The sequence below is a fragment of the Enterobacter cloacae complex sp. SHL018 genome (assembly GCF_049237905.1).
GTDB lineage: Bacteria > Pseudomonadota > Gammaproteobacteria > Enterobacterales > Enterobacteriaceae > Enterobacter > Enterobacter hormaechei_C.
Map to the genome: position 1 here is coordinate 167,619 of NZ_JBMKJE010000001.1, position 26,828 is coordinate 194,446.

The 26,828-nt window shown below is 55.9% G+C and carries 24 protein-coding genes and 1 other annotated feature; of the genes, 13 read left to right on the plus strand and 11 right to left on the minus strand.

From position 1 onward, the window contains the following. Positions 1-38 precede the first annotated feature (38 nt). On the plus strand, positions 39-3,128 hold the full coding sequence (locus tag ACOTY5_RS00810; RefSeq protein WP_045142061.1) for a beta-galactosidase: 3,090 nt from the start codon (positions 39-41) through the stop codon (positions 3,126-3,128). Positions 3,129-3,163: 35 nt separating this feature from the next. Here ACOTY5_RS00810 and ACOTY5_RS00815 read toward each other — a convergent pair whose 3' ends face one another. Further along, positions 3,164-3,979, minus strand: a complete 816-nt coding sequence (locus ACOTY5_RS00815) for a nickel/cobalt efflux protein RcnA (protein WP_045142062.1) — start codon at positions 3,977-3,979, stop codon at positions 3,164-3,166. A 134-nt stretch (positions 3,980-4,113) separates the two neighbouring features. Here ACOTY5_RS00815 and ACOTY5_RS00820 point away from each other — a divergent pair, with 134 nt between their 5' ends. Beyond that, positions 4,114-4,386, plus strand: coding sequence for a metal-sensing transcriptional repressor (locus ACOTY5_RS00820; protein WP_015571258.1), 273 nt, complete (start codon positions 4,114-4,116; stop codon positions 4,384-4,386). Here ACOTY5_RS00820 and ACOTY5_RS00825 read toward each other — a convergent pair. Next, complete coding sequence (locus ACOTY5_RS00825) at positions 4,379-5,947, minus strand: EAL domain-containing protein (RefSeq protein ID WP_015571257.1); 1,569 nt, start codon at positions 5,945-5,947, stop codon at positions 4,379-4,381. The two genes, ACOTY5_RS00820 and ACOTY5_RS00825, sit on opposite strands and share 8 nt — an antisense overlap. Positions 5,948-6,164: 217 nt before the next feature. Here ACOTY5_RS00825 and ACOTY5_RS00830 point away from each other — a divergent pair, with 217 nt between their 5' ends. Next, a complete protein-coding gene (locus tag ACOTY5_RS00830; protein ID WP_015571255.1) occupies positions 6,165-6,425 on the plus strand; it encodes a type B 50S ribosomal protein L31 in 261 nt (86 codons plus the stop codon). Between the two features lie 2 nt (positions 6,426-6,427). Beyond that, the gene (gene ykgO / locus ACOTY5_RS00835; RefSeq protein WP_003859006.1) at positions 6,428-6,568 is read left to right on the plus strand and encodes a type B 50S ribosomal protein L36; all 141 of its coding nucleotides are present in this window, start codon (positions 6,428-6,430) and stop codon (positions 6,566-6,568) included. Here the strand turns inward: ykgO and ACOTY5_RS00840 are convergent. Then, entirely contained in the window at positions 6,565-7,275 is a 711-nt protein-coding gene (locus ACOTY5_RS00840; RefSeq protein WP_032670463.1) for a GNAT family N-acetyltransferase, read from the minus strand. The two genes, ykgO and ACOTY5_RS00840, sit on opposite strands and share 4 nt — an antisense overlap. 101 nt (positions 7,276-7,376) lie before the next feature. Here ACOTY5_RS00840 and ACOTY5_RS00845 point away from each other — a divergent pair, with 101 nt between their 5' ends. Continuing rightward, positions 7,377-8,837: a PLP-dependent aminotransferase family protein gene (locus ACOTY5_RS00845; RefSeq protein ID WP_045142063.1), complete on the plus strand. Its 1,461-nt coding sequence runs from the start codon at positions 7,377-7,379 to the stop codon at positions 8,835-8,837. Here ACOTY5_RS00845 and ACOTY5_RS00850 read toward each other — a convergent pair. The 6 genes from ACOTY5_RS00850 to acrA all read right to left on the minus strand — a co-directional run bounded on the left by ACOTY5_RS00850 (position 8,809) and on the right by acrA (position 15,646). Further along, positions 8,809-9,276, minus strand: a complete 468-nt coding sequence (locus ACOTY5_RS00850; protein ID WP_015571252.1) for a YlaC family protein — start codon at positions 9,274-9,276, stop codon at positions 8,809-8,811. The genes ACOTY5_RS00845 and ACOTY5_RS00850 overlap by 29 nt on opposite strands. A gap of 116 nt (positions 9,277-9,392) precedes the next feature. Further along, positions 9,393-9,944: a maltose O-acetyltransferase gene (gene maa, locus ACOTY5_RS00855; RefSeq protein ID WP_015571251.1), complete on the minus strand. Its 552-nt coding sequence runs from the start codon at positions 9,942-9,944 to the stop codon at positions 9,393-9,395. A gap of 208 nt (positions 9,945-10,152) precedes the next feature. Beyond that, positions 10,153-10,371: an HHA domain-containing protein gene (locus ACOTY5_RS00860; protein WP_015571250.1), complete on the minus strand. Its 219-nt coding sequence runs from the start codon at positions 10,369-10,371 to the stop codon at positions 10,153-10,155. Between the two features lie 27 nt (positions 10,372-10,398). Beyond that, complete coding sequence (gene tomB / locus ACOTY5_RS00865) at positions 10,399-10,773, minus strand: Hha toxicity modulator TomB (protein WP_006809850.1); 375 nt, start codon at positions 10,771-10,773, stop codon at positions 10,399-10,401. Between the two features lie 510 nt (positions 10,774-11,283). Beyond that, positions 11,284-14,430, minus strand: coding sequence for a multidrug efflux RND transporter permease subunit AcrB (acrB, locus tag ACOTY5_RS00870; protein WP_015571248.1), 3,147 nt, complete (start codon positions 14,428-14,430; stop codon positions 11,284-11,286). Between the two features lie 22 nt (positions 14,431-14,452). Beyond that, complete coding sequence (gene acrA / locus ACOTY5_RS00875) at positions 14,453-15,646, minus strand: multidrug efflux RND transporter periplasmic adaptor subunit AcrA (RefSeq protein WP_017694395.1); 1,194 nt, start codon at positions 15,644-15,646, stop codon at positions 14,453-14,455. 141 nt (positions 15,647-15,787) lie between these two features. Between acrA and acrR the strand changes: the two genes are divergently transcribed. Further along, positions 15,788-16,441, plus strand: a complete 654-nt coding sequence (gene acrR, locus ACOTY5_RS00880; RefSeq protein WP_015571247.1) for a multidrug efflux transporter transcriptional repressor AcrR — start codon at positions 15,788-15,790, stop codon at positions 16,439-16,441. 113 nt (positions 16,442-16,554) lie between these two features. Further along, positions 16,555-19,902, plus strand: coding sequence for a mechanosensitive channel MscK (gene mscK, locus ACOTY5_RS00885; RefSeq protein ID WP_045327629.1), 3,348 nt, complete (start codon positions 16,555-16,557; stop codon positions 19,900-19,902). A 1-nt stretch (position 19,903) separates the two neighbouring features. Here the strand turns inward: mscK and rsmS are convergent, their stop codons facing one another. Both rsmS and priC read right to left on the minus strand, forming a co-directional pair. Next, the gene (rsmS, locus tag ACOTY5_RS00890) at positions 19,904-20,080 is read right to left on the minus strand and encodes a pleiotropic regulatory protein RsmS (protein ID WP_017383212.1); all 177 of its coding nucleotides are present in this window, start codon (positions 20,078-20,080) and stop codon (positions 19,904-19,906) included. A gap of 12 nt (positions 20,081-20,092) precedes the next feature. Beyond that, complete coding sequence (gene priC / locus ACOTY5_RS00895; RefSeq protein WP_017383213.1) at positions 20,093-20,620, minus strand: primosomal replication protein N''; 528 nt, start codon at positions 20,618-20,620, stop codon at positions 20,093-20,095. A 50-nt stretch (positions 20,621-20,670) separates the two neighbouring features. On the opposite strand from priC, the gene ACOTY5_RS00900 reads away from it, so the two are divergent. The 6 genes from ACOTY5_RS00900 (at position 20,671) to htpG (ending at position 26,744) form a co-directional block, all read left to right on the plus strand. Further along, complete coding sequence (locus ACOTY5_RS00900; protein ID WP_015571246.1) at positions 20,671-21,048, plus strand: DUF454 family protein; 378 nt, start codon at positions 20,671-20,673, stop codon at positions 21,046-21,048. Between the two features lie 151 nt (positions 21,049-21,199). Further along, positions 21,200-21,751 carry an adenine phosphoribosyltransferase gene (gene apt, locus ACOTY5_RS00905; RefSeq protein WP_000127359.1) on the plus strand — a complete coding sequence of 184 codons (552 nt, stop codon included), beginning with the start codon at positions 21,200-21,202 and terminating at the stop codon, positions 21,749-21,751. A gap of 88 nt (positions 21,752-21,839) precedes the next feature. Continuing rightward, the gene (gene dnaX, locus ACOTY5_RS00910; protein ID WP_017383214.1) at positions 21,840-23,768 is read left to right on the plus strand and encodes a DNA polymerase III subunit gamma/tau; all 1,929 of its coding nucleotides are present in this window, start codon (positions 21,840-21,842) and stop codon (positions 23,766-23,768) included. Beyond that, positions 23,098-23,162, plus strand: a sequence feature (DnaX frameshifting element). (Overlaps the previous gene by 65 nt.) A gap of 53 nt (positions 23,769-23,821) precedes the next feature. Next, positions 23,822-24,154, plus strand: a complete 333-nt coding sequence (locus ACOTY5_RS00915) for a YbaB/EbfC family nucleoid-associated protein (RefSeq protein ID WP_003858972.1) — start codon at positions 23,822-23,824, stop codon at positions 24,152-24,154. Next, positions 24,154-24,759, plus strand: coding sequence for a recombination mediator RecR (gene recR, locus ACOTY5_RS00920; RefSeq protein ID WP_006809843.1), 606 nt, complete (start codon positions 24,154-24,156; stop codon positions 24,757-24,759). Before ACOTY5_RS00915 ends, recR begins: the two co-directional genes overlap by 1 nt. Before the next feature lie 110 nt (positions 24,760-24,869). Then, entirely contained in the window at positions 24,870-26,744 is a 1,875-nt protein-coding gene (gene htpG / locus ACOTY5_RS00925) for a molecular chaperone HtpG (RefSeq protein WP_015571245.1), read from the plus strand. Positions 26,745-26,828 lie beyond the last annotated feature (84 nt).

Consider the following 26,828-nt stretch of genomic DNA (forward strand, 5'->3'; position numbering starts at 1 on the left):
GTTGGCTAAAATTGTGAGCGCTTCGCAAAGAGGTTGATATGTCTTCTACATTGCCGCTGACCCTCAGCGCACTTCTGGCGCGTCGTGACTGGGAAAACCCGGGCGTGACGCAGTGGAATCGTCTGGCCGCACACGCGCCTTTTCATAGCTGGCGCGATGATACCTTCGCCCGCGAGGATAAGCCTTCGCTGAGCAAGCGTCTGCTTAACGGCGTCTGGCGATTCAGCTTTTTCCCGGCGCCAGAGCAGGTTCCCGATACATGGTTAACGGACGATCTGGCTGACGCCGTTGAGATGCCCGTGCCGTCGAACTGGCAGATGGAGGGATTTGATACTCCCATCTATACCAACGTCACCTATCCGATAAATGTGAACCCGCCGTATGTTCCGGCTGAAAACCCAACCGGTTGTTACTCGCTCACATTTGATATGGATGACGCCTGGCTGTGCAGCGGGCAAACCCGCATTATTTTTGACGGGGTGAATTCAGCTTTTCATCTGTGGTGTAACGGCCAGTGGGTGGGTTATTCGCAGGACAGCCGTCTGCCTGCGGAGTTCGATCTCAGCGCGGTGCTGCGACCGGGGCAGAACCGTCTGGCGGTGATGGTGTTACGCTGGTGCGACGGAAGCTACTTGGAAGATCAGGACATGTGGCGGATGAGCGGCATTTTCCGCGACGTCTCGCTGCTGCACAAGCCGGAAACGCGAATTGCCGATTATCAGATCGTGACCGATCTGAATGCCGAATGCGATCGGGCGATACTCCGGGTTGACGTTGCGCTGGAAGGCTCACGCTACGCCGAATGCGAGGTGGCGTTTACCCTGTGGCGTAACGGCGAAGCCTGCGCGCAAACCACGCAGCAGCCCGGATCGGCCATCGTGGACGAACGCGGCAGTTGGGCAGAACGGCTCACGGTGGCGATCCCCGTGAACGCTCCCGCGCTGTGGAGCGCTGAAACACCGGAATGCTATCGGCTGACAATGTCGCTTCGGGATGCGCAGGGTAACGTGCTGGAGACTGAAGCCTGCGATGTCGGTTTCAGACGCGTCGAAATCAGCAACGGCCTGCTGAAGCTTAACGGCAAACCGCTGCTGATCCGCGGCGTGAACCGTCACGAACATCATCCTGAGAAGGGGCAGGTGATGGATGAGGCGACCATGCGCCGCGACATCGAACTGATGAAGCAGCATAACTTCAACGCTGTGCGCTGCTCGCATTATCCGAACCATCCTCTGTGGTACACGCTTTGCGATCGCTACGGCCTGTACGTGGTCGATGAGGCGAATATTGAAACCCATGGCATGGTGCCGATGAGCCGCCTGGCGGACGATCCGCGCTGGCTGCCTGCCATGAGCGAACGCGTTACGCGTATGGTGCAGCGGGACCGGAATCATCCGTCCATCATCATCTGGTCCCTGGGGAATGAGTCCGGGCATGGGGCGAACCACGATGCGCTGTACCGCTGGCTGAAAACCACCGATCCCACGCGGCCGGTGCAGTACGAAGGCGGCGGCGCCAGTACAGCCGCTACCGATATTGTCTGCCCGATGTACGCCCGCGTCGATCAGGATCAGCCGTTCCCGGCGGTGCCAAAGTGGTCGATTAAAAAGTGGATCGGCATGCCGGACGAAACCCGTCCGTTGATCCTCTGCGAGTATGCCCACGCGATGGGCAACAGCTTTGGCGGCTTTGCCAGCTACTGGCAGGCATTCCGCAGCCATCCCCGGTTACAGGGCGGCTTTGTCTGGGACTGGGTCGATCAGGCGCTGACGAAAAAAGCGGAAGACGGCACGGCATACTGGGCCTACGGCGGCGATTTTGGCGATAAGCCCAACGACCGTCAGTTCTGCCTCAACGGGCTGGTGTTTCCCGATCGCACTCCGCATCCCGCCCTTTACGAGGCGCAGCGTGCCCAGCAGTTCTTTACCTTTACGCTGGTGAGCACCGCTCCGCTGGTCGTCGAGATCCAGAGCGATTATCTGTTCCGTCATACTGACAACGAATATCTGCGATGGTCGGTGGCGCGTGACGGTGCGGTGTTGGCTTCCGGCGAAACACCCCTTTCTGTTGCGCCTCAGGAGACGCAGCGCGTTGAGATCCCGCTGCCAGAGCTTGACGCTGAGCCGGGCGAGGTCTGGCTCAACGTGGAGATCGTTCAGCCGCAGGCCACGCCGTGGTCGCCGCCCGGCCACCGTTGTGCCTGGGATCAGTGGCCACTCCCGGCTCCGCTGTACCTTGCGCCACCGAAAGCAGGCGGAACCCCTCCGCAGCTAACGGTGCAGGACGAGGCGCTGGACATTACTCATCAGCAGCAGCGCTGGCAGTTCAGCCGTCTCACCGGAAACCTGGCCCAGTGGTGGAACGAGGGCGCTGAAACGCTCCGTTCCCCGCTAACGGATAACTTCACCCGCGCGCCGCTGGACAATGACATTGGCGTCAGCGAGGCGACCCGCATCGATCCGAACGCGTGGGTGGAACGCTGGAAAGCGGCAGGGATGTATGGGATGTCCGCGCGCCTCCTCCAGTGTGAAGCGGAGCAGCATGCCCGTGAGGTGGTGGTGACCACGCAGCACGTGTGGGAGCATCAGGGTAAAGCGCTGTTTATCAGCTGCAAGCTCTGGCGGATTGATGACCACGGGGTGCTGCACGGTGATGTGCAGGTGACGGTGGCGTCTGACATTCCTGAGCCCGCTCGCGTGGGCCTGAGCGTTATGCTGGCGGATATCCCGGAAACGGTGCGCTGGCTGGGGCTAGGCCCGCTGGAGAACTATCCGGACAGAAAACTGGCGGCGCAGCAGGGGCGCTGGGCGTTACCGCTGGAAGAGATGCAGACGCCGTATATCTTCCCGACGGAGAACGGTTTGCGCTGCGACACCCGCGAGCTGACGTTTGGCTCCCATCAGTTGCAGGGACAGTTCCATTTCTCCCTGAGCCGTTATAGCCAGCGGCAGCTGCATGAGACAACGCATCAGCATTTGCTGCGGGAAGAGGCTGGCTGCTGGTTGAATCTTGATGCGTTTCACATGGGCGTAGGGGGGGACGACTCATGGAGCCCGAGCGTAGCCCCGGCCTTCATTCTGCAAAACCGCCGGCTGCGCTACACGTTTAGCTGGCAGCAGAACGGCTGAGCCGACACGTGCGGCCACTGCCGTGGCCGCAATGCTTATCTCAGGATCCCGCTTACGCCGTGAATGCTCATATAAATTCCGACTACCGCGATCAGTGCCGCTGAGATCCACGGTGCCTTGCGCGAAAAGGCGCTAAAGCCGGGCCAGCGCTTCGCCGCATGTTTCATGCTTAATGCGGCAATTGCGCCAGAGGCGACGAGAGTGAGCGCCAGTCCGATACTGAAACTGAACACCAGCGTGGCGCCGAGCGCGAAATGTTTCAGTTGCAGGCAGATCAGCAGCACCGTAATGGAGGCCGGACAGGGGATAAGCCCACCGGTCAGGCCGAATAGCGCGATTTGCCCGGTGGTGACCTCTTTACCGTTGAAGCGTCGGTTAATGTCCTGGGCGTGTGCGCGCTGGTGGGCATCCTGCCACTCCTCTTCAACCAGAGGAGACATGTGGTCGTGATGATGCGCGTGGTCGTGATGATCATGATGGTGATGATGATCATCATGGTGGTGATGCGGCTGGCTCTCATGCCAGGTTCGCCACGCCATCCACAGGGCGATCAACACGATCAGAACCCCGGAAATCAACTGAAACCAGGGCTCAGAAGTATCTGCATCCCATCCCCGACCAAACCATAATCCCGCCATCGCAATGATCCAGACGACCGCCGTATGAGACAGCGTTGCGGACAACCCAAGCAACACAGCCTGTTTCAGCGTACCGCGGATCGCCACAATGAAAGCCGCCATCATTGTTTTTGAATGGCCTGGCTCAAGGCCATGGAGCGCGCCAAGCAGGATGGCGCTGGGGACAAACAGCCAGGCGTTACCCTGCTGTAGAAGAGAAGAAAAATCGTTCATTGAACATTCCGGGGTGGAAAACATGCCGAGAATACTACTCCCCCCCAGTAGTATAATACTACCCCCCAGTAGAAAAATACCCAGGGGGAGTAGAGCGTGATATGCTTTTTACGCCACCAAAGAGGAGCTAAGCGATGTCACACACAGTTCGTGATAAAAAGAAGTTATTGACCCGCCTGAAAAAAATTCAGGGGCAGAGCGCTGCGCTGGAAAAAATGCTTAACAGCGATCATGAATGCGCCGAGGTGTTACAGCAGCTGGCGGCGATCAGGGGTGCGGTAAATGGCATGATGATGCAAGTGATTGAGGGACATTTAACCGATCACGTGGTGAAAGAGCCAGAGGAAGCGCAGCGCGAGGCCGATCTCGGGGTCGTGATGCAGGTGATCAAATCGTACCTTAAGTAATGTGCTTCTCCAGATTGTGCCCGGCCCAGAGAATGAAATCCTCTTTAGGCAGCGCCTTGCTGAAATACCAGCCCTGGCCGTACTGCACGCCGTGGCGATGCAACCATTCGATCTGCCCTTCAGTTTCAATGCCTTCTGCGACCATCGCCAGTTTAAGCGATTTGGCCATTTCGATGATGTGGGGAGTCACGTTCTTGTACTCCAGCGCATCCACAAAGGATTTATCAATCTTCAGGGTATCGACATCCAGATCCTGCAAATAGCTCAGGCTGGAGTAACCCGTACCAAAATCATCAATGTAGATAGCGTGCCCGGCGCGGCGAAACGCAGCGATGGCAGGCACGCTGACGGCGGGATCGGCAAAGCCGCGCTCGGTTAATTCAAGGGCGATCTGGCGCGGGTGGACGCCCCATTTGTTGAGCAACTGACTCAGCTGGCGAGGCAGCTCGGGGGACGTTAAATCCGATGGCGCAAGGTTGACAGAAATGTGCAGTTCCGGGTGATGATGCAGCCAGGCGCCTAAATCCTCAAACACCTTATTTACCACCAGCTGCGTCAGCGTTGAAATAAGCCCCGTCTGCTCAGCCAGCGGCACAAAGAGATTGGGCGACAGGTGACTGCCATCTGGCTGCGGCCAGCGCATCAGCGCTTCAGCACCCACCAGTTTTCCACTGCACAGCGCCACGATGGGCTGATAGTAAACCTCGATCTCCCGGTTGTTGATTGCGTCGATCAGGCGGTTACGCGGGGATAACAAACGGCGGAGGATGCGCAGGACAATAAGGGCAGCAGCCAGGCTTAGCAAGATGCCAGCCGGTAGCCAGATGATCAGCTGCTGGTGCCAGGATTCCGCCAGCGGTTTTAACGACGCCCACGCGATCACCGTAAACCCCAGTTCGGGTACAGGTTTCAACACGTACATCGAGCCGTTGTATTGTACGCGCGTAACGTCCTGCTGCTCCTTAACGACAGAAAGAATATACGGGTCGACAATATTGCTTCTGGCAAATATCCGATGGGTTTCACTGCCCACCAGGGCGGCATCCATCGAAATTTCACCAAACGGGACAACATCCACAAGCGAGGCAGGATCAACCATCACCAGATAATGTCCTTTCCCCAGAACGGCCATATAGCGGTGAATGCCGAGGTCGTTTTGCGAGGTGAGCCACGCGCTATACCCGTCTGCGGTGATCCGCATCGGGGGCGGTAAGATCGCCGTATTACTGGATTGTTCAAGGGATGAGCAGAGCGGCTTCAGGTTATCGATATACATCACTTCCTGAATATAGCGCCATGAGAATTCAACCCGACGCATTTCGCGTAAATGCGGGGGAGTGCAGGGTGGGGCGTGGAATGTCTGTAGGTGCGTGAGCGCCTGTTTTGCCTGCGCAACGACTCTGTCGGTACGGATCAGGACGCGCGAGGCATAGCTGTCCAGAGCGTCCACAAATTTATCCTCTGCCTGACGATGCGCCAGCCAGATACTGAGGCACACAGGGACCAGCACAGAGAAGATCAGTATGCCTGTTACCAGGCTGACCAGATGTCGGGTTCGCATGCTGCTTTATCCTTTCCATATGCCCACCTTGGGCCTGGAGTTTGCGCGCCAGAAGAAAAAGTTTTTTATCGCTAAATGATATAGTTATAGCATGTGACAGTCTCAGGCAGGTATCTGAATCAACCTTTCAAAAACAGGCTGTGCGTGACAGGGGTTGTTTTTGCAGCAAAGCTCAGATAGTATTTTGTTATGTTATAACAATACATGAAGGCCAGAGATGAAACCGAATATCCATCCAACCTATCGCACCGTTGTGTTTCACGACACCACGGCTAATGAATACTTTAAAGTCGGCTCAACAATTAAGACAGACCGTGAAATTGAGCTGGAGGGGAAAACGTATCCCTACGTTACCCTTGATGTCTCCTCTAAATCACATCCGTTTTATACAGGGAAACAGAAGACCTTCTCGACGGATGGCAGCGCGGCACGCTTCCGCAAGCGTTTTGGTGGCTTTCTTGATGCGAAGCGAGGCTAATCATGCAGGTGCTGAACTCATTGCGCAGTGCAAAACAGCGTCACCCGGATTGCCAGATAGTCAAACGCAAGGGACGCTTATACGTGATCTGCAAATCTAACCCGCGCTTTAAGGCGGTGCAGGGACGTAAAAAAAGACGCTAAACGCGCGTCTCTCGCCAGCTTTCCAGGGAGCTTTTCTGTTTGCCATCGGCGGTAAAATTGTCGGTGGCAAGCCAGCTTTCAAACGCGCTCGCCAGCGCTGGCCACTCTTTGTCGAGAATTGAAAACCAGTCGGTGTCCCGGTTTCGGCCTTTAATGACCAGCGCCTGGCGAAAACGCCCTTCAAACTGAAAGCCCAGACGCAGAGCCGCTTTGCGGGATGGTTCGTTCAGGCTGTTGCACTTCCATTCATAACGCCGGTAGCCCAGGGTATCGAACACGTACCGCATCAGCAGATACTGCGCTTCTGTCGACATGGGCGTCCGGCTTAACAGTGACGAGAAGTGAACATGTCCCACTTCCACAACGCCGTTTTTAGGATCGATCCGCATCAGGGACAGCGTCCCGACAGGAGACTGGGTCTGGTTATCGATAACGGTAAAGTGGATGGGATCGGCTAATTCGCTCACGCTCGCCACCCATTCGGCAAACTCCTCTGCGGTGGCATCTGGTTCACGCAGCAGCCACGTCCAGCTTCGGGTATCTCCGGCCAGGGAATACGCAGAGAACAACGCCGGGGCATGCTCCACGCGCAGCGGCTCAAGCCGACAATAGCGACCCTGAAGTATCACCCGGGACGGGTGCGGGCGAGGCTGCCAGTCGAAAAGGCTTTCGCCTACAGGTTGTCCAAACTCATTGAATGTATTCATCTTTATTCCCGTCAAATTGAAAAGATCTCCAGATTAATGAATTGCTGGTTCCTTAAAAAGAACCACCAGGCTATGTTTTTCTGGTACCACGAGGAGGAAAGATGAATATACCGGGTGATGAGCTTTACACCTTGCTCCATGCTGCGCTGAAAAAACGTGGGGAAGAGACGCTCCAGCGTGCGCTCTATCTTGCTTTGCGGGAGGCCATACTGTGCGGAAGGCTTCGATCCGGCAGCCATTTGCCCGGCTCACGAACGCTGGCGCAGCAGATCTCTGTGTCCCGAAATACCGTCAACGCGGCGCTGGACCAGCTCACGCTCGAAGGTTATTTGCTGCGTAGCCGCCAGGGCACGCGGGTGGGGCAATTCGCTCCTCGGACGATTGCCCGGACATTACCGGACCCGGACGTCAGGCTGACAAAACGTGTCGCCCTGCTGCCCGCGCCTGTGCCGCGCGACACTCCGGTGATGGCGTTTACGCCGGGAACGCCTGCCATCAACTATTTCCCCTTGCCGCTGTGGCGGCGGTTGTACGATCGCGTCCTGCGCGAGGAGGGAAGCGCCCTGTTAGGGTATGGCGACCCGGCCGGCGAGCCGACGCTGCGGGCCGCCATTGCCCGCCATCTTGCGCTCTCCCGCGGCATTGACTGCGATGCCAGCCAGATTGTGATAACCGAAGGGGCGCTGGAGGGCGTCAATCTGTGCACGATGCTGTTAAGCGAGCCGGGGGATGTTGCCTGGGTGGAAAATCCCGGCTATAGCGGCGCCAAAAGCGCTTTCGTCAAAACCGGCCTGGCGATGTCCGGCATACCGGTGGATGACGAGGGGATGTGCTGGGAAGGGCTGTCTGCGCCTTCACCCACGCTGATTTTTACCTCGCCATCGCATCAGTTCCCTTGCGGAAGCGTGCTCAGCGCGCGGCGGCGTCTGGCGCTGCTGGAACTGGCCCGGCAGCACAGCGCGTGGATCATTGAGGATGATTACGACAGCGAATTTCGTTATACCGGTGAGCCCGTCCCGGCGATGCTCGGAATGGTCAACAATGCGCCCGTTGTGTATCTGGGGACGTTCAGCAAAACGCTGTTTCCATCGCTCCGGATGGGGTTCATGGTGTTACCGCCAGCGCTGGCGAAGGCGGCGCGTCCGGCCATCGGCTCGCTGCTGCGCGGCGGGCATCGCGCTGAACAGCGCACCCTGGCGCTGTTTATTGAGGAAGGCCACTATGCACGACATCTTGCCGCCATGCGCCGCCTTTATCGTAAGCGTTACCGCCAGCTGCGGGAGGTGCTGAGCGCAGAGCTTCATACGCCGCATCGTGTTCTTGCCGGGGAAGGGGGAATGCACCTGACGCTGGCGATTGACGGTATCGACGACCAGCGGCTGGTGGAGCAGGCGAGAGCGTTTCAGCTGGCACCCGCTGCGCTGAGCGGGTATTACCTTGAGACGAAGCAGGGGCAAACCGGTCTGGTTTTAGGTTACGGTAATACCTCTGCTTCGCAGTTTGCGCCGGGTATCCGACGTCTTCATGCGCTCATTACACAGCAGTGGGGCGGGAAAGGGTAAAGACATCATAAAAAGAGAGCTGGCCCTTAGTGATGACCATTTTCTGCAACTTCTCTTTTTGCCCGGCTTCGACGGCCGGCGAGTGCAGGATGCTGTCGATCAGCTCCTTCGGCACGTAACGCGTGTTGTACCACTCCCCGTTGTAGCACACGCGGAAATCGAGTACGTCGATATCTTCATACCGGTAACGCGGATTGACGTCGAAAAAGAAAAACGCGTTAAACACCACGAACAGCACAACCAGTAGCCAGACGGAATCGACCAGTGTTTCAGACTTCAGCATGACGATAAGCGTTGCCAGCCAGGCGGCGTACATGGCGACGAACAATCCGGGGTGTTTGCGAATAAAGCTGATGCTAAAACGCGGGCGATTGTCGCGCTTTTCGCGGGTATTGAGATCGTCGATGGTGGCGGTAAGCAGGCGCTGTATCTCTGTCATTTTTTGCCTTTATGATTGTTAAAAATACAGGTGATCTGCCTATTTTATGAGAGGGGTTTATGCGATGAAAGTAACAGTTATGCCAGGAAAAAGCATAACAGTTACTCAGGATGCGCTTAGATCATTTTAATGATTTTCGCCGGATTCCCGCCCACTACCGCATTGGCCGGCACGTCTTTGGTCACTACCGCGCCGGAAGCGATAACCGCATTATCGCCAATGGTCACGCCTGGATTAATCACCGCGCGTCCGCCGATCCAGACATTATCACCAATGGTGACCGGTTTACCGTACTCCAGCCCGCTGTTACGTTCGGTCGCATCCAGAGGATGCGTGGCCGTATAAATGTGCACTCCCGGCGCAAGCATACAGTTATCGCCAATGCGGACAGGGCAGACGTCCAGCATGACGCAATCGAAGTTAGCGTAAAAATTGTTGCCCAGATAGATGTTATACCCGTAGTCGCAGCGGAAGCTTGGCTCTATATAGGCACCTTCGCTTTGACCCAGCAGGTCAGCTAATAAGGCGCGACGTTCGGCCTTCTCATCGGGTGCGGTATGGTTATAGCGGTGAACAAGATGACGCGCGCGTAAACGGTCAGCCCTCAGCGTGTCATCGCCAGGGCGGTAATATTCACCTGCAATCATCTTCTGTTTTTCTTCACTCATGGGAACCTCTCTGGAATCGTTTTACGCAGCGTAAAGAGGATTAACCAGAAAGGGAACGTTCCCTAAAAGTGGCTGTGACGGGAGTCACAACATTCTTGCGCATAAATACGTTTTATACGGGAACCTGGCGTTTGCATTTGAAGCGTAATTCGAAAGGTAAATTCAGCTTAACAACGGGCGTAATGCCTTTACAGTCTCTCTTCAACGATTAACGAACAAATTTCCACACCGAAGAGGGGATCTTGTCATACAGTTTATTCATGGTCAGCTCAGCAAGACGATGGTCGGCAGCTGAATAAAATACCGCCAGTTCATTATCAGACAGCTCGTATTTATTTTTCTCAATAACACGTTCGAGAGTGTCAATTGACTGGCAGCGTCGCAGGCGCATCAAATAATCGACTTTTGTTAATGGTTTATCAGACATAAATTCACCTTAGTAATTGTAATAATTTTAACAGGAAAGACTAACCGGATTAGCTCTGCTGACATTAGTGAAGCAGCGAAATAGACGGTTTCCTGATTTACGCCATTTCTGCAAATCCTGTGCGTTAATGCCGTAGCTGCTGAACAACATAAAGGTGTCGTCCAGGTATTCATCAATTTGCTCTATCAACTTATTATCTTCATTGTACTTAATTTTATAATTAAGTGCGAAGGTGGCGATATGCTCGATCAGCTCGTTAAGCTGTAAATTGATAGCAGACGTTGGATCGTTCACCCAGCCATGGTTACTTTCTTCAAGATTGGCAAGGCAGTCATGGTACAAGGATTCGCAGAGAAATTTCAACTGCGCGATATCATGCCTTTTTGGCGAGTACTCGTCCATAGCGCATCCCCTTCTGAGTGATTTTTTACTCACCGAACATCATGTCGGGATGGATACAACTTGCTTAGCCACACGGGAGCTGTGTTCCTGATAACTCTAACTATAAGCCACTCTGATCAAGATTTCACCGCGCTATTACGAAAAATTACAATTAAATCGTTACTGTTCGAGCCTTTACGCAAATCTACCTTTTGCAGCGAACGCGTTAATCAATAAAAAAGACGATTTTTATCGGTTCCTTAGAATTCATTGAGTTAGCGCAAAGTTTCATGTGAAGTCCGAAACCAGATATCTTCAGATATTTTCCATTGCTTAGGAATAGTCCGAATAATTTACGTCACGAAATGATAATAAAAGAATGCTGAGTTCCTGGTGTAAGTTATCGGCCTATTATGATAGGCCTTATTAAAAAAGAGGAAAATAAATAGAAAGGCAATAGGTCTATTTTATGATTTTTTCTGAAAAAGAAAAAGGCCGCAAATGCGGCCTTTTTATCATGTGAAACCGGTATCAGTGATGTTCTACCGAATGATTGTGCTCAACGTCTTCATTCTTACGGCTGAAGCGGCGGCGAACCACCACGAAGAACACCGGTACGAAGAAGATCGCAAGAACGGTCGCGGTTACCATCCCACCCATTACGCCGGTACCTACTGCGTTCTGTGCGCCGGAGCCCGCGCCGGAGCTGATAACCAGCGGCATAACGCCGAGGATAAATGCCAGGGACGTCATCAGGATTGGACGCAAACGCATACGAACGGCTTCCAGCGTTGCTTCAATCAGGCCTTTTCCTTCTTTCTCCATCAGATCTTTGGCGAATTCGACGATTAGTATCGCGTTCTTCGCCGACAAGCCAATGGTTGTCAGCAGGCCCACCTGGAAGTAAACGTCGTTGGTCAGCCCACGGAACGTTGCGGCAAGCAGCGCACCGATAACCCCCAGCGGAACCACCAGCATAACGGAGAATGGAATCGACCAGCTCTCATACAATGCCGCCAGACACAGGAACACCACAATCAGTGAAATGGCGTACAGGGCAGGGGCCTGGTTACCGGACAGACGTTCCTGATAGGACATGCCGGTCCAGTCGTAGCCGACACCCGCAGGCAGTTTGCTGGCCAGTTCTTCCATCAGGTTCATGGCTTCACCGGTGCTTCGGCCCGGGGCTGCCTGACCGAGGATTTCCATCGATGGCAAGCCGTTATAACGCTCCAGACGCGGTGAACCGTATTCCCAGCGCGAGGTTGAGAAGGCGGAGAACGGCACCATCTGGCCATCGCTGCCGCGAACATACCAGTTGTTGATATCGTTCGGCAGCATACGGTATTGCGCTTCGGACATCACGTAGACTTTCTTCACGCGACCACGGTCGATGAAGTCGTTGACGTAGCTGCCACCCCAGGCTGCACCCAGCGTGGTATTAATGTCGCTGATGGAAACACCCAGCGCCTGCGCTTTTTCCTGGTCGATATCGATCTTGTACTGCGGCGTATCTTCCAGACCGTTAGGACGTACGCCCACCAGCAGGTCAGGGTGTTTTGCCACCTCGCCAAACAGCTGGTTACGCGCCTGAGTCAGTTTTTCGTGGCCCAGACCGCCCTGGTCAATCAGCTGGAAGTCGAAGCCGGTCGCCGTACCCAGTTCAACAATCGCTGGCAGGTTAAAGGCGAAGACCATCGCATCTTTAATCTGTGAGAAGGTGCCCATCGCGCGGCCGGTAATGGCTTCTACCTTGTTCTCTGCGCCCGGACGTTCAGACCAGTCTTTCAGAGAAACGAAGGCGATACCGGTGTTCTGACCACGACCCGCGAAGCCAAAGCCGTTAACCGCAAACACGGATTCGACGTTGTCTTTCTCTTTGGTCAGGAAGTAGTCGGTCATCTCATCCAGCACCTTTTGCGTACGCTCTTGCGTCGCACCGGCCGGAAGCTGCGCCATACTCAGGAACACGCCCTGGTCTTCATCTGGCAGGAACGAGCTTGGCAGACGAACGAACAGGAAAGCCATCCCCACCACGATGATGATATAGAGCAGCAGGTAACGACCGGTGCTGCGCAGGATGTTACCCACGCTGTCGGTGTAGTGGTGCGTACTCTTATCAAACATGCGGTTGAACCAGCCGAAGAAGCCCTTATGCTCGCCGTGACCGCCTTTCTGAATCGGCTTCAGCATCGTCGCGCACAGGGCTGGCGTCAGGATCAGTGCAACCAGTACCGACAGCGCCATCGCCGAAACAATGGTGATGGAGAACTGACGGTAAATCGCACCGGTAGAGCCGCCAAAGAAGGCCATCGGGATAAATACCGCAGACAGTACCATCGCGATACCGACCAGCGCGCCCTGGATCTGGCCCATTGATTTACGGGTTGCTTCCTTCGGCGGCAGGCCTTCTTCCGCCATGACACGCTCGACGTTTTCGACCACCACGATGGCGTCATCCACCAGCAAGCCGATGGCGAGCACCATCCCGAACATCGTCAGGGTGTTTATCGAGTAGCCAAATATCGCCAGCACCGCAAAGGTCCCGAGCAGTACAACCGGCACGGCGATGGTTGGGATCAGCGTTGCGCGGAAGTTTTGCAGGAACAGGTACATCACCAGGAAGACGAGAATGATCGCCTCAACCAGGGTTTTCACCACTTCGTGAATCGAAATTTTAACGAATGGCGTGGTGTCATACGGATAAACGATTTTCAGACCTGACGGGAAGAACGGTTCCATCTTCTTCAGTTCTGCACGGATAGCCGTCGCGGTGTCCAGGGCGTTCGCGCCCGTCGCCAGTTTGATACCCAGACCGGAAGCCGGTTTACCGTTGAACTTCGCAATGATGTCGTAGTTCTCACCGCCCAGCTCAACCTTCGCCACGTCACGCAGGCGAACCTGCGAACCGTCCTGATTCACCTTCAGCAGAATTTTGCTGAACTCATCGGCGGAGGTCAGACGCGTTTGCGCGATGATCGACGCGTTAAGCTGCTGGCCTTTCACCGGCGGTGTACCACCCAACTGACCGGCGGCAACCTGGGCGTTCTGCGCTTTAATTGCGCTGATCACGTCAACCGGCGTCAGCTGGAAGTTGTTCAGTTTATTCGGATCCATCCAGATACGCATCGCGTACTGGGAACCGAACAGCTGAACGTCACCCACACCAGACGTACGGCTGATGGCGTCCTTCATGTTGGCGCCCACGTAGTCGGAAATATCCTCCTGCGTCATGGTGCCGTTGGTGTTGATCACGCCGACAACCATCAGGAAGCTACTGGACGATTTCTCGACGCTCACGCCCTGCTGTTGTACTTCCTGCGGCAGCAGAGGCATCGCCAGCTGCAATTTGTTCTGCACCTGAACCTGTGCAATGTCCGCATCCGTACCGGATTCAAAGGTCAGGGTGATCTGAACCGTACCGGTTGAGTCACTGTTTGAGGACATGTACATCAGGTTATCGATACCGTTCATGTTCTGTTCGATAACCTGCGTAACGGTATCCTGCACCGTTTTGGCATCAGCGCCCGGATAGGTTGCGGAGATCGTCACTGCCGGCGGCGCAATCGTTGGATATTGCGCGACAGGCAGCTTCAGGATCGCAAGTCCCCCGGCCAGCATGATGATTATGGCGATCACCCACGCAAATATGGGGCGATCGATAAAGAAATTAGGCATGTCTTAACGGCTCCTGTTTAAGTTAAGACTTGGTTTGTTCTGACTGGCCAGCGGCCGACGCTTGTTGTTTGTCGTCAGATTTCACTTCCTGAGCTTTGACCTGCGCACCAGGACGAACTTTTTGCAAACCAGTAATAATTACGCGATCGCCATCTTTCAGACCTTCCGTTACCAGCCACTTGTCGCCAATCGCCTGCGTTGCAGTGATATTGCGTGTTTCGACTTTGTTATCGGCACCCACAACCAGTGCGCTCGCATCACCGCGTGGCGTACGGGTCACACCTTGCTGAGGAACCAGAATGGCGCTTGGGTTAGTCCCTTCCTCAAGACGGGCGCGTACGAACATACCGGGCAGCAGGGTTTTATCCGGATTGGGGAAAATGGCCCGGATGGTGATAGAGCCGGTGGTCTGATCGACGGTCACATCAGAAAATTCCAGTGTGCCAGTCTGTGAGAACTTGATACCGTCGTTGGTAACCAGTTCCACTTTGGCTTTACCGTTTTCCTGTTTCAGGGTGCCGTTAGCCAGCTCCTGTTTGAGACGCAGGAAATCGTTGCTGGACTGGGTGACGTCAACGTAGATCGGGTCGAGCTGCTGCACGGTGGCCAGCGCGTTGGTTTGACCGTTCTGCACCAGCGCACCTTCGGTGACGGCTGATTTACCAATGCGACCGCTGATAGGGGAGGTCACTTTGGTGTAGGCCAGGTTAATACGCGCGGTTTCTACCGCCGCTTTCGCCGCCACAACGGCTGCGTTGGCTTGCTGTGCATCGGCTAGGGCAGAATCGTAATCCTGTTGGCTGATGTACTGCGTGCCGAGCAGTTTCTTGTAACGATTCAACGTCAGCTGCGAGATTTTGGCTGCCGCTTCGGCTTTAGCCAGATCGCCCTTAGCGCTCTCATAAGACGCCTGATAGGTTGCTGGATCAATCTGATACAGAGACTCGCCTGCCTTGACATCACCGCCTTCGGTGAAGTTACGTTTCAGGATGATACCGCTCACCTGCGGACGCACTTCCGCAATGCGGTAGGCGCTGGTGCGGCCCGGTAGTTCTGTTGTCATCTGGAGAGGTTCGGATTTGAGCGTCACGACGCCAACTTCTGGCACCTGCTGAGCTCCTTGTTGAGCCTGTTTGTCGTCACATCCTGTAAGCGCTAAGCTGCCTGAGAGCATCAGAACGACCGCCAGAGGCGTTAACCCTCTGTTTTTGTTCATATGTAAACCTCGAGTGTCCGATTTCAAATTGATCAAGGGTCCTGAGTCTAAAAACCCATTGCTGCGTTTATATTATCGTCATGCTATGGTACATACATTCATAAATGTATGTAAATCTGACTCCTGTAAATTCATCAACGTATGGCACGAAAAACCAAACAACAAGCGCTGGAAACCCGACAACACATTCTGGATGTGGCAATGCGTTTGTTCTCACAGCAGGGTGTTTCGGCAACCTCGCTGGCACAGATTGCTCAGGCCGCGGGCGTCACGCGGGGAGCGATTTACTGGCATTTCAAAGACAAGTCCGATCTGTTTGGTGAAATCTGGGAGCTTTCAGAGTCCAGCATTAGCGATCTTGAGAGTGAGTATCGGGCAAAATTCCCTCACGATCCACTCTCAGTGTTAAGAGAAATTCTAGTATATATCCTTGAAGCGACGGTTGTTGAAGAGCGTCGTCGTCTGATGATGGAAATCATCTTCCATAAATGTGAGTTCGTTGGTGAAATGGCGGTGGTTCAACAGGCGCAGCGCGACCTGTGTCTGGAAAGCTACGATCGCATCGAACAGGTCCTCACGGAGTGCATGCAGGCCAAAATGCTTCCTGCCACATTACTCACCCGCCGGGCGGCGATCCTGATGCGCAGCTATATTTCCGGCCTGATGGAAAACTGGCTTTTTGCTCCGGAGTCGTTCGATCTCAGATCAGAGGCGCGCAGCTACGTCGAAATTTTTCTTGAGATGTGCCAGCTCTGTCCGACCCTTCAAAGTAAACTTAGCCCGCGCTCTGCCTGATCGGGCATGGGAAAAATCGTAGACCCTTTCCGTCGTACTATTCTGCTTCAGCCGGGCGTGATATCCTTCATGCCCGACTATTTCCGGTCATTTCTCACATCACATTCACAACTATGCTGCACATCAATCGCTCGCAACATCCTGTTCTGGCCCTGTTTTTGATCCTGCTGTTTTACTTTGCAGCCGCGCCGCTTTCATGGGCCCGTGCAGACAACGGCAGTGACATTCCCACGCGTGCTGATGTTCAGTCGCAACTCGACACCCTGAATAAGCAAAAAGATCTCTCCGCCCAGGAAAAACTCGTTCAGCAGGATCTGACGGAAACCCTGGAAACGCTGGACAAGATCGATCGCATCAAAGCCGAAACGGCCCAGCTACGGCAGAAGGTCGCTCAGGCGCCGGAGAACATGCGTAAGGCAACGGAGGCGCTGAGTGCGCTCAGCGACGTCGATAACGACGATGAAACCCGAAAAACGCTTGCCACGCTGTCGTTGCGCCAGCTTGAGTCGCGCGTGGCGCAGCTGCTGGACGATCTGCAAACGGCGCAGTCCGATCTCTCAACCTACAACAGCCAGCTGGTTTCGCTGCAAACCCAGCCTGAGCGCGTGCAGAACGCCATGTACTCGGCGTCGCAACAGCTACAGCAGATACGTAACCGTCTGAATGGCATCACCGTGGGGGAAGGGGCGCTTCGTCCCACCCAGCAAACGCTGCTGAACATCCAACAGACGCTGCTAAACGCGGAGATTGAACAGCAGCGTAAGAGCCTGGAAGGCAACACGGTGCTACAGGATGCGCTGCAAAAACAGCGTGACTACGTGACCGCGAATATCAACCGGCTTGAGCATCAGCTTCAGCTGTTGCAGGAAGCGGTGAACAGCAAGCGCCTGACGCTGACTGAAAAAACGGCGCAGGAAGCGGTTTCGCCAGACGAGACGGCCCGTATTCAGGCCAACCCGCTGGTGAAGCAGGAGCTGGAGATTAACCACCAGCTGAGCGAGCGTCTGATTCAGGCGACTGAAAGCGGCAGCGCGCTGGTGCAGCAGAATATTAAGGTCAAAAACTGGCTGGATCGCGCTTTGCAGGCCGAGCGCAACGTCAAGGAGCAGATTGCCGTCCTGAAGGGCAGCCTGCTGCTGTCGCGCATTCTCTACCAGCAACAGCAGACGCTGCCGTCCGCCGACGAGCTGGAAGACATGACCAACCGCATTGCGGATTTGCGTCTTGAACAGTTTGACGTTAACCAGCAGCGCGATGCGCTATTTCAGAGCGATACCTTCGTTGCCAAAGTGGAAGAGAGCCATTCAGATGAAGTGAACGCTGAAGTTCACGACGCGCTGTTGCAGGTGGTGGACATGCGCCGCGAATTGCTCGATCAGCTTAACAAGCAGCTGGGCAACCAGCTGATGATGGCGATTAACCTGCAAATCAACCAGCAGCAGCTGGTGAGCGTTTCTAAAAGCCTCCAGGAGATCCTGACCCAGCAGATTTTCTGGGTGAACAGCAATAAACCCATGGACTGGGACTGGTTTAAATCTTTCCCGGAAACGCTGAAATCCCAGATCAAAAGCATGAAAATTACCGTGAACTGGGAGAAAGCCTGGCCTGCGGTGATGATTGCCTTCCTGACGGGGCTGCCTTTGCTGCTCATCGCTGGCGTCATACGCTGGCGTTTGAAATGGCTGAAACAGTACCAGGCGAAGCTGGCCTCGGAAGTGGGGCAACTGCGTAACGACAGCCAGCTGCACACCCCGAAAGCGATCCTGATCGATCTGATCCGTGCTCTGCCGGTCTGCCTGTTGATACTCGCCGTGGGCCTGATCCTGCTGACCATGCAGCTGAATATCAGCGATCTGCTGTGGGCGTTCAGCAAGAAGCTGGCGCTGTTCTGGCTGGTGTTTGGTCTGTGCTGGAAAGTGCTGGAAAAAGATGGCGTCGCCGTCCGCCACTTCAACATGCCGGAAAAACTCACCAGCCACTGGCGTCGCCAGATTGTGCGCATCAGCCTCGCGCTGCTGCCGCTGCACTTCTGGTCAGTTGTGGCGGAGCTTTCCCCGCTGCACCTGATGGATGACGTGCTGGGGCAACTGGTGATTATGCTGAACCTGCTGCTGATTGCCGTTCTGATGTGGCCAATGTGCCGCGACAGCTGGCGGGATAAAGAGTCCCACAATCTTCGTCTGGCTACCGTAACGGTACTGGCGATCATTCCTCTGGCGCTGATGGTGCTGACGGCGACGGGTTACTTCTATACCACGCTGCGTCTGTCCGGTCGCTGGATCGAAACGGTTTATCTGGTGATTGTATGGAACCTGCTGTTCCAGACCGTGCTGCGTGGTTTGAGCGTGGCGGCGCGCCGCATTGCTTATCGTCGTGCTGTTGCCCGTCGGCAGCATCAGGTGAAAGAGGGGGCTGAAGGGGCAGAGCCGCAGGAAGAGCCGACCATTGCTCTGGAGCAGGTTAACCAGCAAACGATGCGTATTACCATGCTGGTGATGATCGCCCTGTTTGCGGTGATGTTCTGGGCCATCTGGTCTGATTTAATTACCGTCTTCGCCTACCTCGACAGTATCACGCTCTGGCAATACAACGGTACCGAAGCGGGCGCTGCGGTAATGAAAAGCGTCACCATGGGCAGCCTGCTCTTTGCGCTGGTGTCGTCAGTGGTTGCCTGGGCGTTGATCCGCAACCTGCCGGGTCTGCTGGAAGTGCTGGTGCTCTCAAGGCTGAACCTGCGTCAGGGGGCGTCGTACGCTATTACCACCATCCTGAACTATGTCATTATTATTGTCGGGGCGATGACGGTATTCGGCTCGCTGGGCGTCTCGTGGGATAAACTCCAGTGGCTGGCGGCGGCGTTGTCGGTGGGTCTGGGCTTCGGCTTGCAGGAGATCTTCGGTAACTTTGTCTCTGGCCTGATTATCCTGTTCGAACGTCCGGTGCGTATCGGCGATACCGTCACCATCGGTACTTTCTCCGGGACCGTCAGCAAGATCCGCATTCGTGCGACCACCATTACCGACTTCGATCGTAAAGAGGTGATCATCCCGAACAAAGCGTTTGTGACCGAGCGTCTGATCAACTGGTCGCTCTCGGATACCACCACTCGCGTGGTGATCCGACTCGGGGTGGCCTATGGCTCGGATCTGGACAAGGTGAAAGAGGTACTGCTGAAGGCGGCAGCTGACCATCCAAAAGTGATGCACGATCCTGCGCCAGCGGTATTCTTCACCACCTTCGGGCCGAGCACTTTGGATCATGAGCTGCGCCTGTACGTACGCGAACTGCGCGATCGCAGCTACACCGTCGATGAGCTGAACCGCACCATTGACCGTCTGTGTCGTGAAAACGATATTAATATCGCCTTTAACCAGCTTGAGGTTCATCTGCGCAACGAGAAAGGCGATGAGCATACGGAAGTGAAGCGCGAGATTAAGGGGGACGACCCTACTCCCGCCTAATCTATTTCCCTCTCTCCTCTGGGGAGAGGGTAGGGTGAGGGGGAAGTTTCCCCTCAAAATCTCGTCGCACAATCTCCAGCGCTTTCAGCACCGTCTCCGCCGGGATCTCGTGATTCTCCAGCAGCATAATTAAATCGACGGCCAGCTTGACCTCGTCGGGGGCATTTTCCAGTGACATCAGTGGCTCCTGTTAACGGGTCAGGCGTTCAATGACGCGTTCAATCTCATCCAGCGCCTGACGGCAGCGGACGATACGGCCTTCCAGCGCGCTGATTTCACGCATTAATAACTGCTGCTCTTCCAGCGTTTCGCTGGTGTTCAGGCGGGCTTCGCGCTCGCGCTTCATCTCAAACAGACGGCGCTCAAACTCCTGGTTCTCCAGCCGCTTGCGCTGCCATTTACCGAGCCCCGGCGAGGCGCTGTCCCACGCCCGTAACGGCCAGGCGGCGATTTCCCGGTGCAGGGCGGTGATCTGCTCGGTAAGATGCTCCGCAAGCCACGCGACCTGTTCCTGCTGTTCACTCTCAACCGCGTGACGAAGCTCGTCGAGATTGGTCTGCGCTTCAGCAAGATAATCCTCAATGACGGTGCTGCGGGTGCGGAAGAGCTGTCGGTCAAAGCGCGGTTTCAGCGTGGCGTGGCCCATCAACGGCGTGGCCTGCGCCCGCAGCGCGATCAGCTGATTTTGCAGCCTCTCAAGAAGCAGTGCTGTTTTCAAGGCGCTCTCCAGTGGTAAAGTAGCCGTTCAGTTTGATAACGATTCGCATTATGCAGCGTACTATTTTAATCATCATTGGCTGGCTCGCGGTAGTGCTGGGCACGCTGGGTGTGGTTTTACCCTTGCTGCCGACCACCCCGTTTATCCTGTTGGCCGCCTGGTGCTTCGCCCGCTCGTCGCCGCGTTTTCACCACTGGCTTCTGTACCGCTCGTGGTTTGGCGGCTACCTGCGGCACTGGCAAAAACACCGGGCCATGCCGCCCGGGGCTAAGCCGCGCGCCATTGCCTTCATCCTGATCACCTTCGCCGTCTCGTTATGGCTGGTGAAAATGATGTGGGTGCGCATTCTGCTGCTGGCGATCCTGGTTTGCCTGCTGATCTTTATGTGGCGGATCCCCGTGGTTGATGAAAAGCAACAAAAGCACTGAAGCCTCATCATGGCGGTTGCAATTATGGCGCACAGCCAGTAAATTCGACCGTTTTCGAGCACAGGTGCGCCTGGTCAAAGGTTAAACAACTGTTACTTTGACCGACTCGTCGCGCGCCGTGAGTAACACTGTTTCATTTAGGCACAAACCGATGACCGCAACTGCACAGCAGCTTGAATATCTGAAAAATAGCATCAAAAGTATCCAGGACTATCCAAAACCTGGCATTCTTTTCCGCGATGTCACCAGCTTGCTGGAAGACCCGAAAGCGTACGCCCTCAGCATTGAACTGCTGGTTGAGCGTTATAAAAACGCCGGGATCACCAAAGTAGTAGGTACTGAAGCCCGTGGCTTCCTGTTTGGCGCACCGGTTGCGCTGGCGATGGGCGTGGGTTTTGTGCCGGTGCGTAAGCCGCGCAAACTGCCGCGTGAAACCATTGCTGAGAGCTATGAGCTGGAATACGGCACCGATCAGCTGGAAATTCACGTTGATGCCATCAAGCCAGGCGACAAAGTGCTGGTGGTGGACGATCTGCTGGCAACCGGCGGCACCATCGAAGCGACCGTGAAGCTGATCCGTCGTCTGGGCGGGGAAGTGACCGACGCGGCATTCATCATCAACCTGTTCGATCTCGGCGGCGAGCAGCGCCTGGAAAAACAGGGTATTACCAGCTACAGCCTGGTGCCATTCCCGGGACATTAATCCCGTATCTCACAACCTCGCTCAATGGGTGAGGTTGTGATAGCATTCCCCTCCATTAATTCACCTTCCAGCGTTGCAGAGCCTGCCCATGAGTTATCAGGTGTTAGCCCGTAAATGGCGACCACAAACCTTTGCTGACGTTGTCGGTCAGGAACATGTGCTGACGGCCCTGGCGAACGGCTTGTCGCTAGGTCGCATCCATCACGCCTATCTTTTTTCCGGCACCCGCGGCGTCGGTAAAACCTCTATTGCCCGTCTGCTGGCAAAAGGTCTGAACTGCGAAACCGGGATCACCGCCACCCCGTGCGGCGTGTGCGACAACTGTCGTGAGATCGAGCAGGGGCGTTTTGTCGATCTGATTGAGATCGACGCCGCCTCGCGCACCAAAGTGGAAGACACCCGCGATCTGCTCGACAACGTGCAGTACGCCCCGGCGCGCGGCCGCTTCAAGGTCTATCTGATCGATGAAGTGCACATGCTGTCGCGCCACAGCTTCAACGCCCTGCTGAAAACGCTGGAAGAGCCGCCTGCGCATGTCAAATTCCTGCTGGCGACCACCGATCCGCAAAAGCTGCCGGTCACGATCCTCTCGCGCTGCCTGCAATTCCATCTGAAGGCGCTCGACGTTGAGCAGATCCGCGCTCAGCTTGAGCATATCCTCGATGAAGAGAACATTGTCCACGAGCCGCGTGCGCTGCAACTGCTGGCCCGTGCCGCGGACGGCAGCCTGCGCGATGCGTTGAGCCTGACCGATCAGGCGATTGCCAGCGGTGACGGTAAACTCTCCACCGACGCGGTCAGTACCATGCTCGGCACGCTGGATGACGATCAGGCGCTGTCGCTTATTGAAGCGATGATTGCCGCCAACGGTGAGCGGGTAATGACCCTCGTCAACGACGCCGCTGCCCGTGGCATTGAGTGGGAAGCGCTGCTGGTCGAGATGCTCAGCCTGCTGCACCGCGTGGCGATGCTGCAACTGTCTCCGTCGGCTATTGGCGCGGACATGGCGACCATTGAACAGCGGATGCGTGAACTTGCGCGCACCGTGCCGCCAGCTGACGTTCAGCTTTATTATCAGACGCTGCTGATTGGCCGCAAAGAGCTGCCGTTTGCACCGGATCGCCGGATGGGCGTTGAAATGACGCTGCTGCGCGCGCTGGCCTTCCATCCGCGCAAGCCATTACCGGAGCCGGAAACGCCCCGGCAGTCCTTTGCGCCGGTTGCGCCGACCGCGGTGATGTCACCGCAGCAGGTGCCACCGCAACCGGCATCGCCGCCGCCGCAAAACGTGCCGCTGTCGGATGCCACCAGTTCGGTGCTTGCCGCACGAAGCCAGTTGCAACGTGCGCAGGGAGCAACCAAACCAAAAAAGAGTGAACCGGCAGCGCCTGCAAGAGCGCGGCCGGTGAACAACGCCGCGCTTGAACGACTGGCCTCGGTAACGGAGCGCGTGCAGTCGCGTCCGGCACCGTCCGCGCTCGAGCAAAAAGCCCCGGCGAAAGAAGAGGCATACCGCTGGAAGGCGACCACCGTTGTTGAAACGGTCAAGGAAGTGGTCGCCACGCCAAAAGCGCTGAAAAAGGCGCTGGAGCATGAAAAAACGCCGGAGCTATCCGCGAAGCTCGCGGAAGAATCCATTGAGCGCGATGCCTGGGCCGCCGAGGTCAGCAAACTGCAACTGCCGAAGCTGGTGGAGCAGGTCGCGCTGAACGCCTGGAAAGAGCAGGACGGTAATCAGGTGCGTCTGCACCTGCGCCCTGGCCAGCGGCACCTCAACTCCCCTGGCGCGCAAAAGGCGCTGGCCGAGGCGCTTACCGCATTACAGGGTGTACCGGTTGAATTGACTATCATTGAAGATGATAATCCGGCGGTGAAAACGCCGCTCGAGTGGCGTCAGGCCATTTATGAAGAGAAGCTCGCGCAGGCGCGCGAGGCGATAATTGCGGATAATAACATCCAGACCCTGCGTCGGTTCTTCGACGCCGATTTGGATGAAGAGAGTATTCGCCCCATTTGATCGTGAGTCTGACTTACGGTTGTAATCCTTAACGTGAAAGAAGAGAGAAGCCTATGTTTGGTGGAAAAGGCGGTCTGGGTGGTCTGATGAAGCAGGCTCAGCAGATGCAGGAAAAAATGCAGAAGATGCAGGAAGAGATCGCTCAGCTGGAAGTCACGGGTGAATCCGGTGCCGGTCTGGTCAAGGTGACCATCAACGGTGCGCATAACTGCCGTCGCGTTGAAATCGACCCGAGCCTGCTCGAAGACGACAAAGAGATGCTGGAAGATCTGGTTGCAGCCGCGTTTAACGATGCCGCTCGCCGTATCGACGAAACCCAGAAAGAGAAAATGGCCTCTGTTTCCAGCGGTATGCAACTGCCGCCGGGCTTTAAGATGCCATTTTGATGCAAACCAGTCCGCTGCTCACGCAGTTAATGGAAGCACTGCGCTGCCTGCCGGGCGTTGGCCCGAAGTCGGCGCAGCGTATGGCGTTTACGCTATTGCAGCGCGACCGCAGCGGCGGGATGCGCCTGGCGCAGGCTCTGACCCGCGCCATGTCAGAAATTGGCCACTGTGCGGATTGCCGGACCTTTACCGAGCAGGACGTATGTAACATCTGCACGAACCCGCGTCGTCAGGAAAACGGTCAGATTTGCGTGGTGGAGAGTCCGGCGGACATCTACGCCATCGAACAAACCGGGCAGTTTTCCGGCCGCTATTTCGTGCTGATGGGGCATCTCTCCCCGCTGGATGGCATCGGCCCGGACGATATCGGTCTCGATCGCCTGGAGCAGCGCCTGGAGTCGGAAACCATCAAAGAGGTGATCCTCGCCACCAACCCGACGGTGGAAGGGGAGGCAACCGCCAACTACATCGCCGAACTGTGCGCGCAGTACGGCGTTGACGCCAGCCGCATCGCCCACGGCGTGCCGGTCGGCGGTGAGCTGGAGATGGTCGACGGCACCACGCTGTCACACTCGCTGGCCGGACGTCACAAGATTATTTTCTGACCAAACGGAGGCTGCGCGCGCGGCCTCCGCTTGAAAATTCCTCCCCTTATCCCCATCTCTCACTCAACGTTTTACAACCCCATTAAATGGCATTGTTGAGGTCGACTTAGATGAAAGGACAAGAAACCCGTGGTTTCCAGTCAGAAGTAAAACAGCTTCTGCACCTGATGATCCATTCCCTGTATTCCAACAAAGAAATCTTCCTGCGTGAGCTGATTTCCAACGCCTCTGATGCGGCGGACAAGCTGCGCTTCCGCGCGCTGTCTAACCCGGATCTGTATGAAGGCGACGGCGAGCTGCGCGTGCGCGTCTCGTTTAATAAAGAGAACCGCACCCTGACCATCGCCGATAACGGCATCGGGATGAACCGCGACGAGGTGATTGACCACCTCGGAACCATCGCCAAATCCGGCACCAAAGCGTTCCTTGAGTCCATGGGCTCTGACCAGGCGAAAGACAGCCAGCTGATCGGTCAGTTCGGCGTAGGCTTCTACTCGGCGTTCATCGTGGCGGACAAAGTCACCGTGCGCACCCGCGCCGCGGGCGACAGCGCCGAGAACGGCGTGCTGTGGGAGTCTAAAGGTGAAGGCGAGTACACCGTTGATGACATCACCAAAGCGGATCGCGGCACCGAAATCACCCTGCACCTGCGTGAAGGCGAAGACGATTTCCTGAACGACTGGCGCGTACGCTCCATCATCAGCAAATATTCCGACCATATCGCGCTGCCGGTAGAGATTGAAAAACAGGAAGAGAAAGACGGCGAAACCGTGGTTTCTTGGGAGAAAATCAACAAGGCGCAGGCGCTGTGGACGCGTAATAAAGCTGAAATTAAAGACGACGAGTACAACGAGTTTTACAAGCACATCGCCCACGACTTCACCGATCCGCTGACCTGGAGCCACAACCGTGTGGAAGGGAAACAGGAGTACACCAGCCTGCTGTACATTCCGGCGCAGGCGCCGTGGGACATGTGGAACCGCGATCACAAGCACGGCCTGAAGCTGTACGTGCAGCGCGTCTTCATCATGGACGACGCCGAGCAGTTCATGCCGAACTACCTGCGCTTTGTGCGTGGCCTGATAGACTCCAACGATCTGCCGCTGAACGTCTCCCGTGAAATTCTTCAGGACAGCACCGTCACCCGTAACCTGCGCAACGCCCTGACCAAACGTGCGTTGCAGATGCTGGAAAAACTGGCGAAGGACGATGCGGAAAAATACCAGACCTTCTGGAAACAGTTTGGCCTGGTGCTGAAAGAAGGTCCGGCGGAAGATACTGCGAACGTGGAAGCTATCGCTAAACTGCTGCGCTTCGCCTCTACGCACAACGACTCCTCCGCCCAGACCGTGTCGCTGGAAGAGTACGTCTCCCGCATGAAAGAAGGGCAGGAGAAGATCTACTACATCACCGCCGACAGCTATGCGGCAGCGAAGAGCAGCCCGCATCTGGAACTGCTGCGTAAGAAAGGCATCGAAGTGCTGCTGCTGTCTGACCGCATCGACGAGTGGATGATGAACTACCTGACCGAGTTCGACGGTAAATCCTTCCAGTCCGTTGCCAAAGCCGACGAGTCTATCGATAAGCTGGCGGATGAAGTGGACGACAGCGCGAAAGAAGCCGAGAAGGCGCTGGAGCCGTTCGTTGAGCGCGTTAAAACGCTGCTGGGCGACCGCGTGAAAGAGGTGCGCTTCACGCACCGTCTGACCGATACGCCAGCCATTGTCACCACCGATGCGGACGAAATGAGCACCCAGATGGCGAAACTGTTCGCTGCGGCGGGCCAGGCCGTGCCGGAAGTGAAATATATCTTTGAGCTTAATCCGGATCACCCGCTGGTGAAACGCGCGGCGGATACCCAGGACGACGCCCGCTTTGCGGAGTGGGTTGAACTGCTGCTGGATCAGTCCCTGCTGGCCGAGCGCGGTACGCTGGAAGATCCTAACCTGTTCATTAAACGTGTGAATGCGCTGCTGCTGGCGTAATCTTCCCTCACCCCGGCCCTCTCCCACAGGGAGAGGGTGAAAGAGTTCCCTCTCCCTGTGGGAGAGGGTTAGGGTGAGGGCACC

Excerpts from the sequence above, each read along its gene's own strand:
- ACOTY5_RS00810 (WP_045142061.1), top strand. The coding sequence starts at position 39 with ATGTCTTCTACATTGCCGCTGACCCTCAGCGCACTTCTGGCGCGTCGT.
- ACOTY5_RS00815 (WP_045142062.1), bottom strand. The coding sequence starts at position 3,979 with ATGAACGATTTTTCTTCTCTTCTACAGCAGGGTAACGCCTGGCTGTTT.
- ACOTY5_RS00820 (WP_015571258.1), top strand. The coding sequence starts at position 4,114 with ATGTCACACACAGTTCGTGATAAAAAGAAGTTATTGACCCGCCTGAAA.
- ACOTY5_RS00825 (WP_015571257.1), bottom strand. The coding sequence starts at position 5,947 with ATGCGAACCCGACATCTGGTCAGCCTGGTAACAGGCATACTGATCTTC.
- ACOTY5_RS00830 (WP_015571255.1), top strand. The coding sequence starts at position 6,165 with ATGAAACCGAATATCCATCCAACCTATCGCACCGTTGTGTTTCACGAC.
- ykgO (WP_003859006.1), top strand. The coding sequence starts at position 6,428 with ATGCAGGTGCTGAACTCATTGCGCAGTGCAAAACAGCGTCACCCGGAT.
- ACOTY5_RS00840 (WP_032670463.1), bottom strand. The coding sequence starts at position 7,275 with ATGAATACATTCAATGAGTTTGGACAACCTGTAGGCGAAAGCCTTTTC.
- ACOTY5_RS00845 (WP_045142063.1), top strand. The coding sequence starts at position 7,377 with ATGAATATACCGGGTGATGAGCTTTACACCTTGCTCCATGCTGCGCTG.
- ACOTY5_RS00850 (WP_015571252.1), bottom strand. The coding sequence starts at position 9,276 with ATGACAGAGATACAGCGCCTGCTTACCGCCACCATCGACGATCTCAAT.
- maa (WP_015571251.1), bottom strand. The coding sequence starts at position 9,944 with ATGAGTGAAGAAAAACAGAAGATGATTGCAGGTGAATATTACCGCCCT.
- ACOTY5_RS00860 (WP_015571250.1), bottom strand. The coding sequence starts at position 10,371 with ATGTCTGATAAACCATTAACAAAAGTCGATTATTTGATGCGCCTGCGA.
- tomB (WP_006809850.1), bottom strand. The coding sequence starts at position 10,773 with ATGGACGAGTACTCGCCAAAAAGGCATGATATCGCGCAGTTGAAATTT.
- acrB (WP_015571248.1), bottom strand. The coding sequence starts at position 14,430 with ATGCCTAATTTCTTTATCGATCGCCCCATATTTGCGTGGGTGATCGCC.
- acrA (WP_017694395.1), bottom strand. The coding sequence starts at position 15,646 with ATGAACAAAAACAGAGGGTTAACGCCTCTGGCGGTCGTTCTGATGCTC.
- acrR (WP_015571247.1), top strand. The coding sequence starts at position 15,788 with ATGGCACGAAAAACCAAACAACAAGCGCTGGAAACCCGACAACACATT.
- mscK (WP_045327629.1), top strand. The coding sequence starts at position 16,555 with ATGCTGCACATCAATCGCTCGCAACATCCTGTTCTGGCCCTGTTTTTG.
- rsmS (WP_017383212.1), bottom strand. The coding sequence starts at position 20,080 with ATGTCACTGGAAAATGCCCCCGACGAGGTCAAGCTGGCCGTCGATTTA.
- ACOTY5_RS00900 (WP_015571246.1), top strand. The coding sequence starts at position 20,671 with ATGCAGCGTACTATTTTAATCATCATTGGCTGGCTCGCGGTAGTGCTG.
- apt (WP_000127359.1), top strand. The coding sequence starts at position 21,200 with ATGACCGCAACTGCACAGCAGCTTGAATATCTGAAAAATAGCATCAAA.
- dnaX (WP_017383214.1), top strand. The coding sequence starts at position 21,840 with ATGAGTTATCAGGTGTTAGCCCGTAAATGGCGACCACAAACCTTTGCT.
- ACOTY5_RS00915 (WP_003858972.1), top strand. The coding sequence starts at position 23,822 with ATGTTTGGTGGAAAAGGCGGTCTGGGTGGTCTGATGAAGCAGGCTCAG.
- recR (WP_006809843.1), top strand. The coding sequence starts at position 24,154 with ATGCAAACCAGTCCGCTGCTCACGCAGTTAATGGAAGCACTGCGCTGC.
- htpG (WP_015571245.1), top strand. The coding sequence starts at position 24,870 with ATGAAAGGACAAGAAACCCGTGGTTTCCAGTCAGAAGTAAAACAGCTT.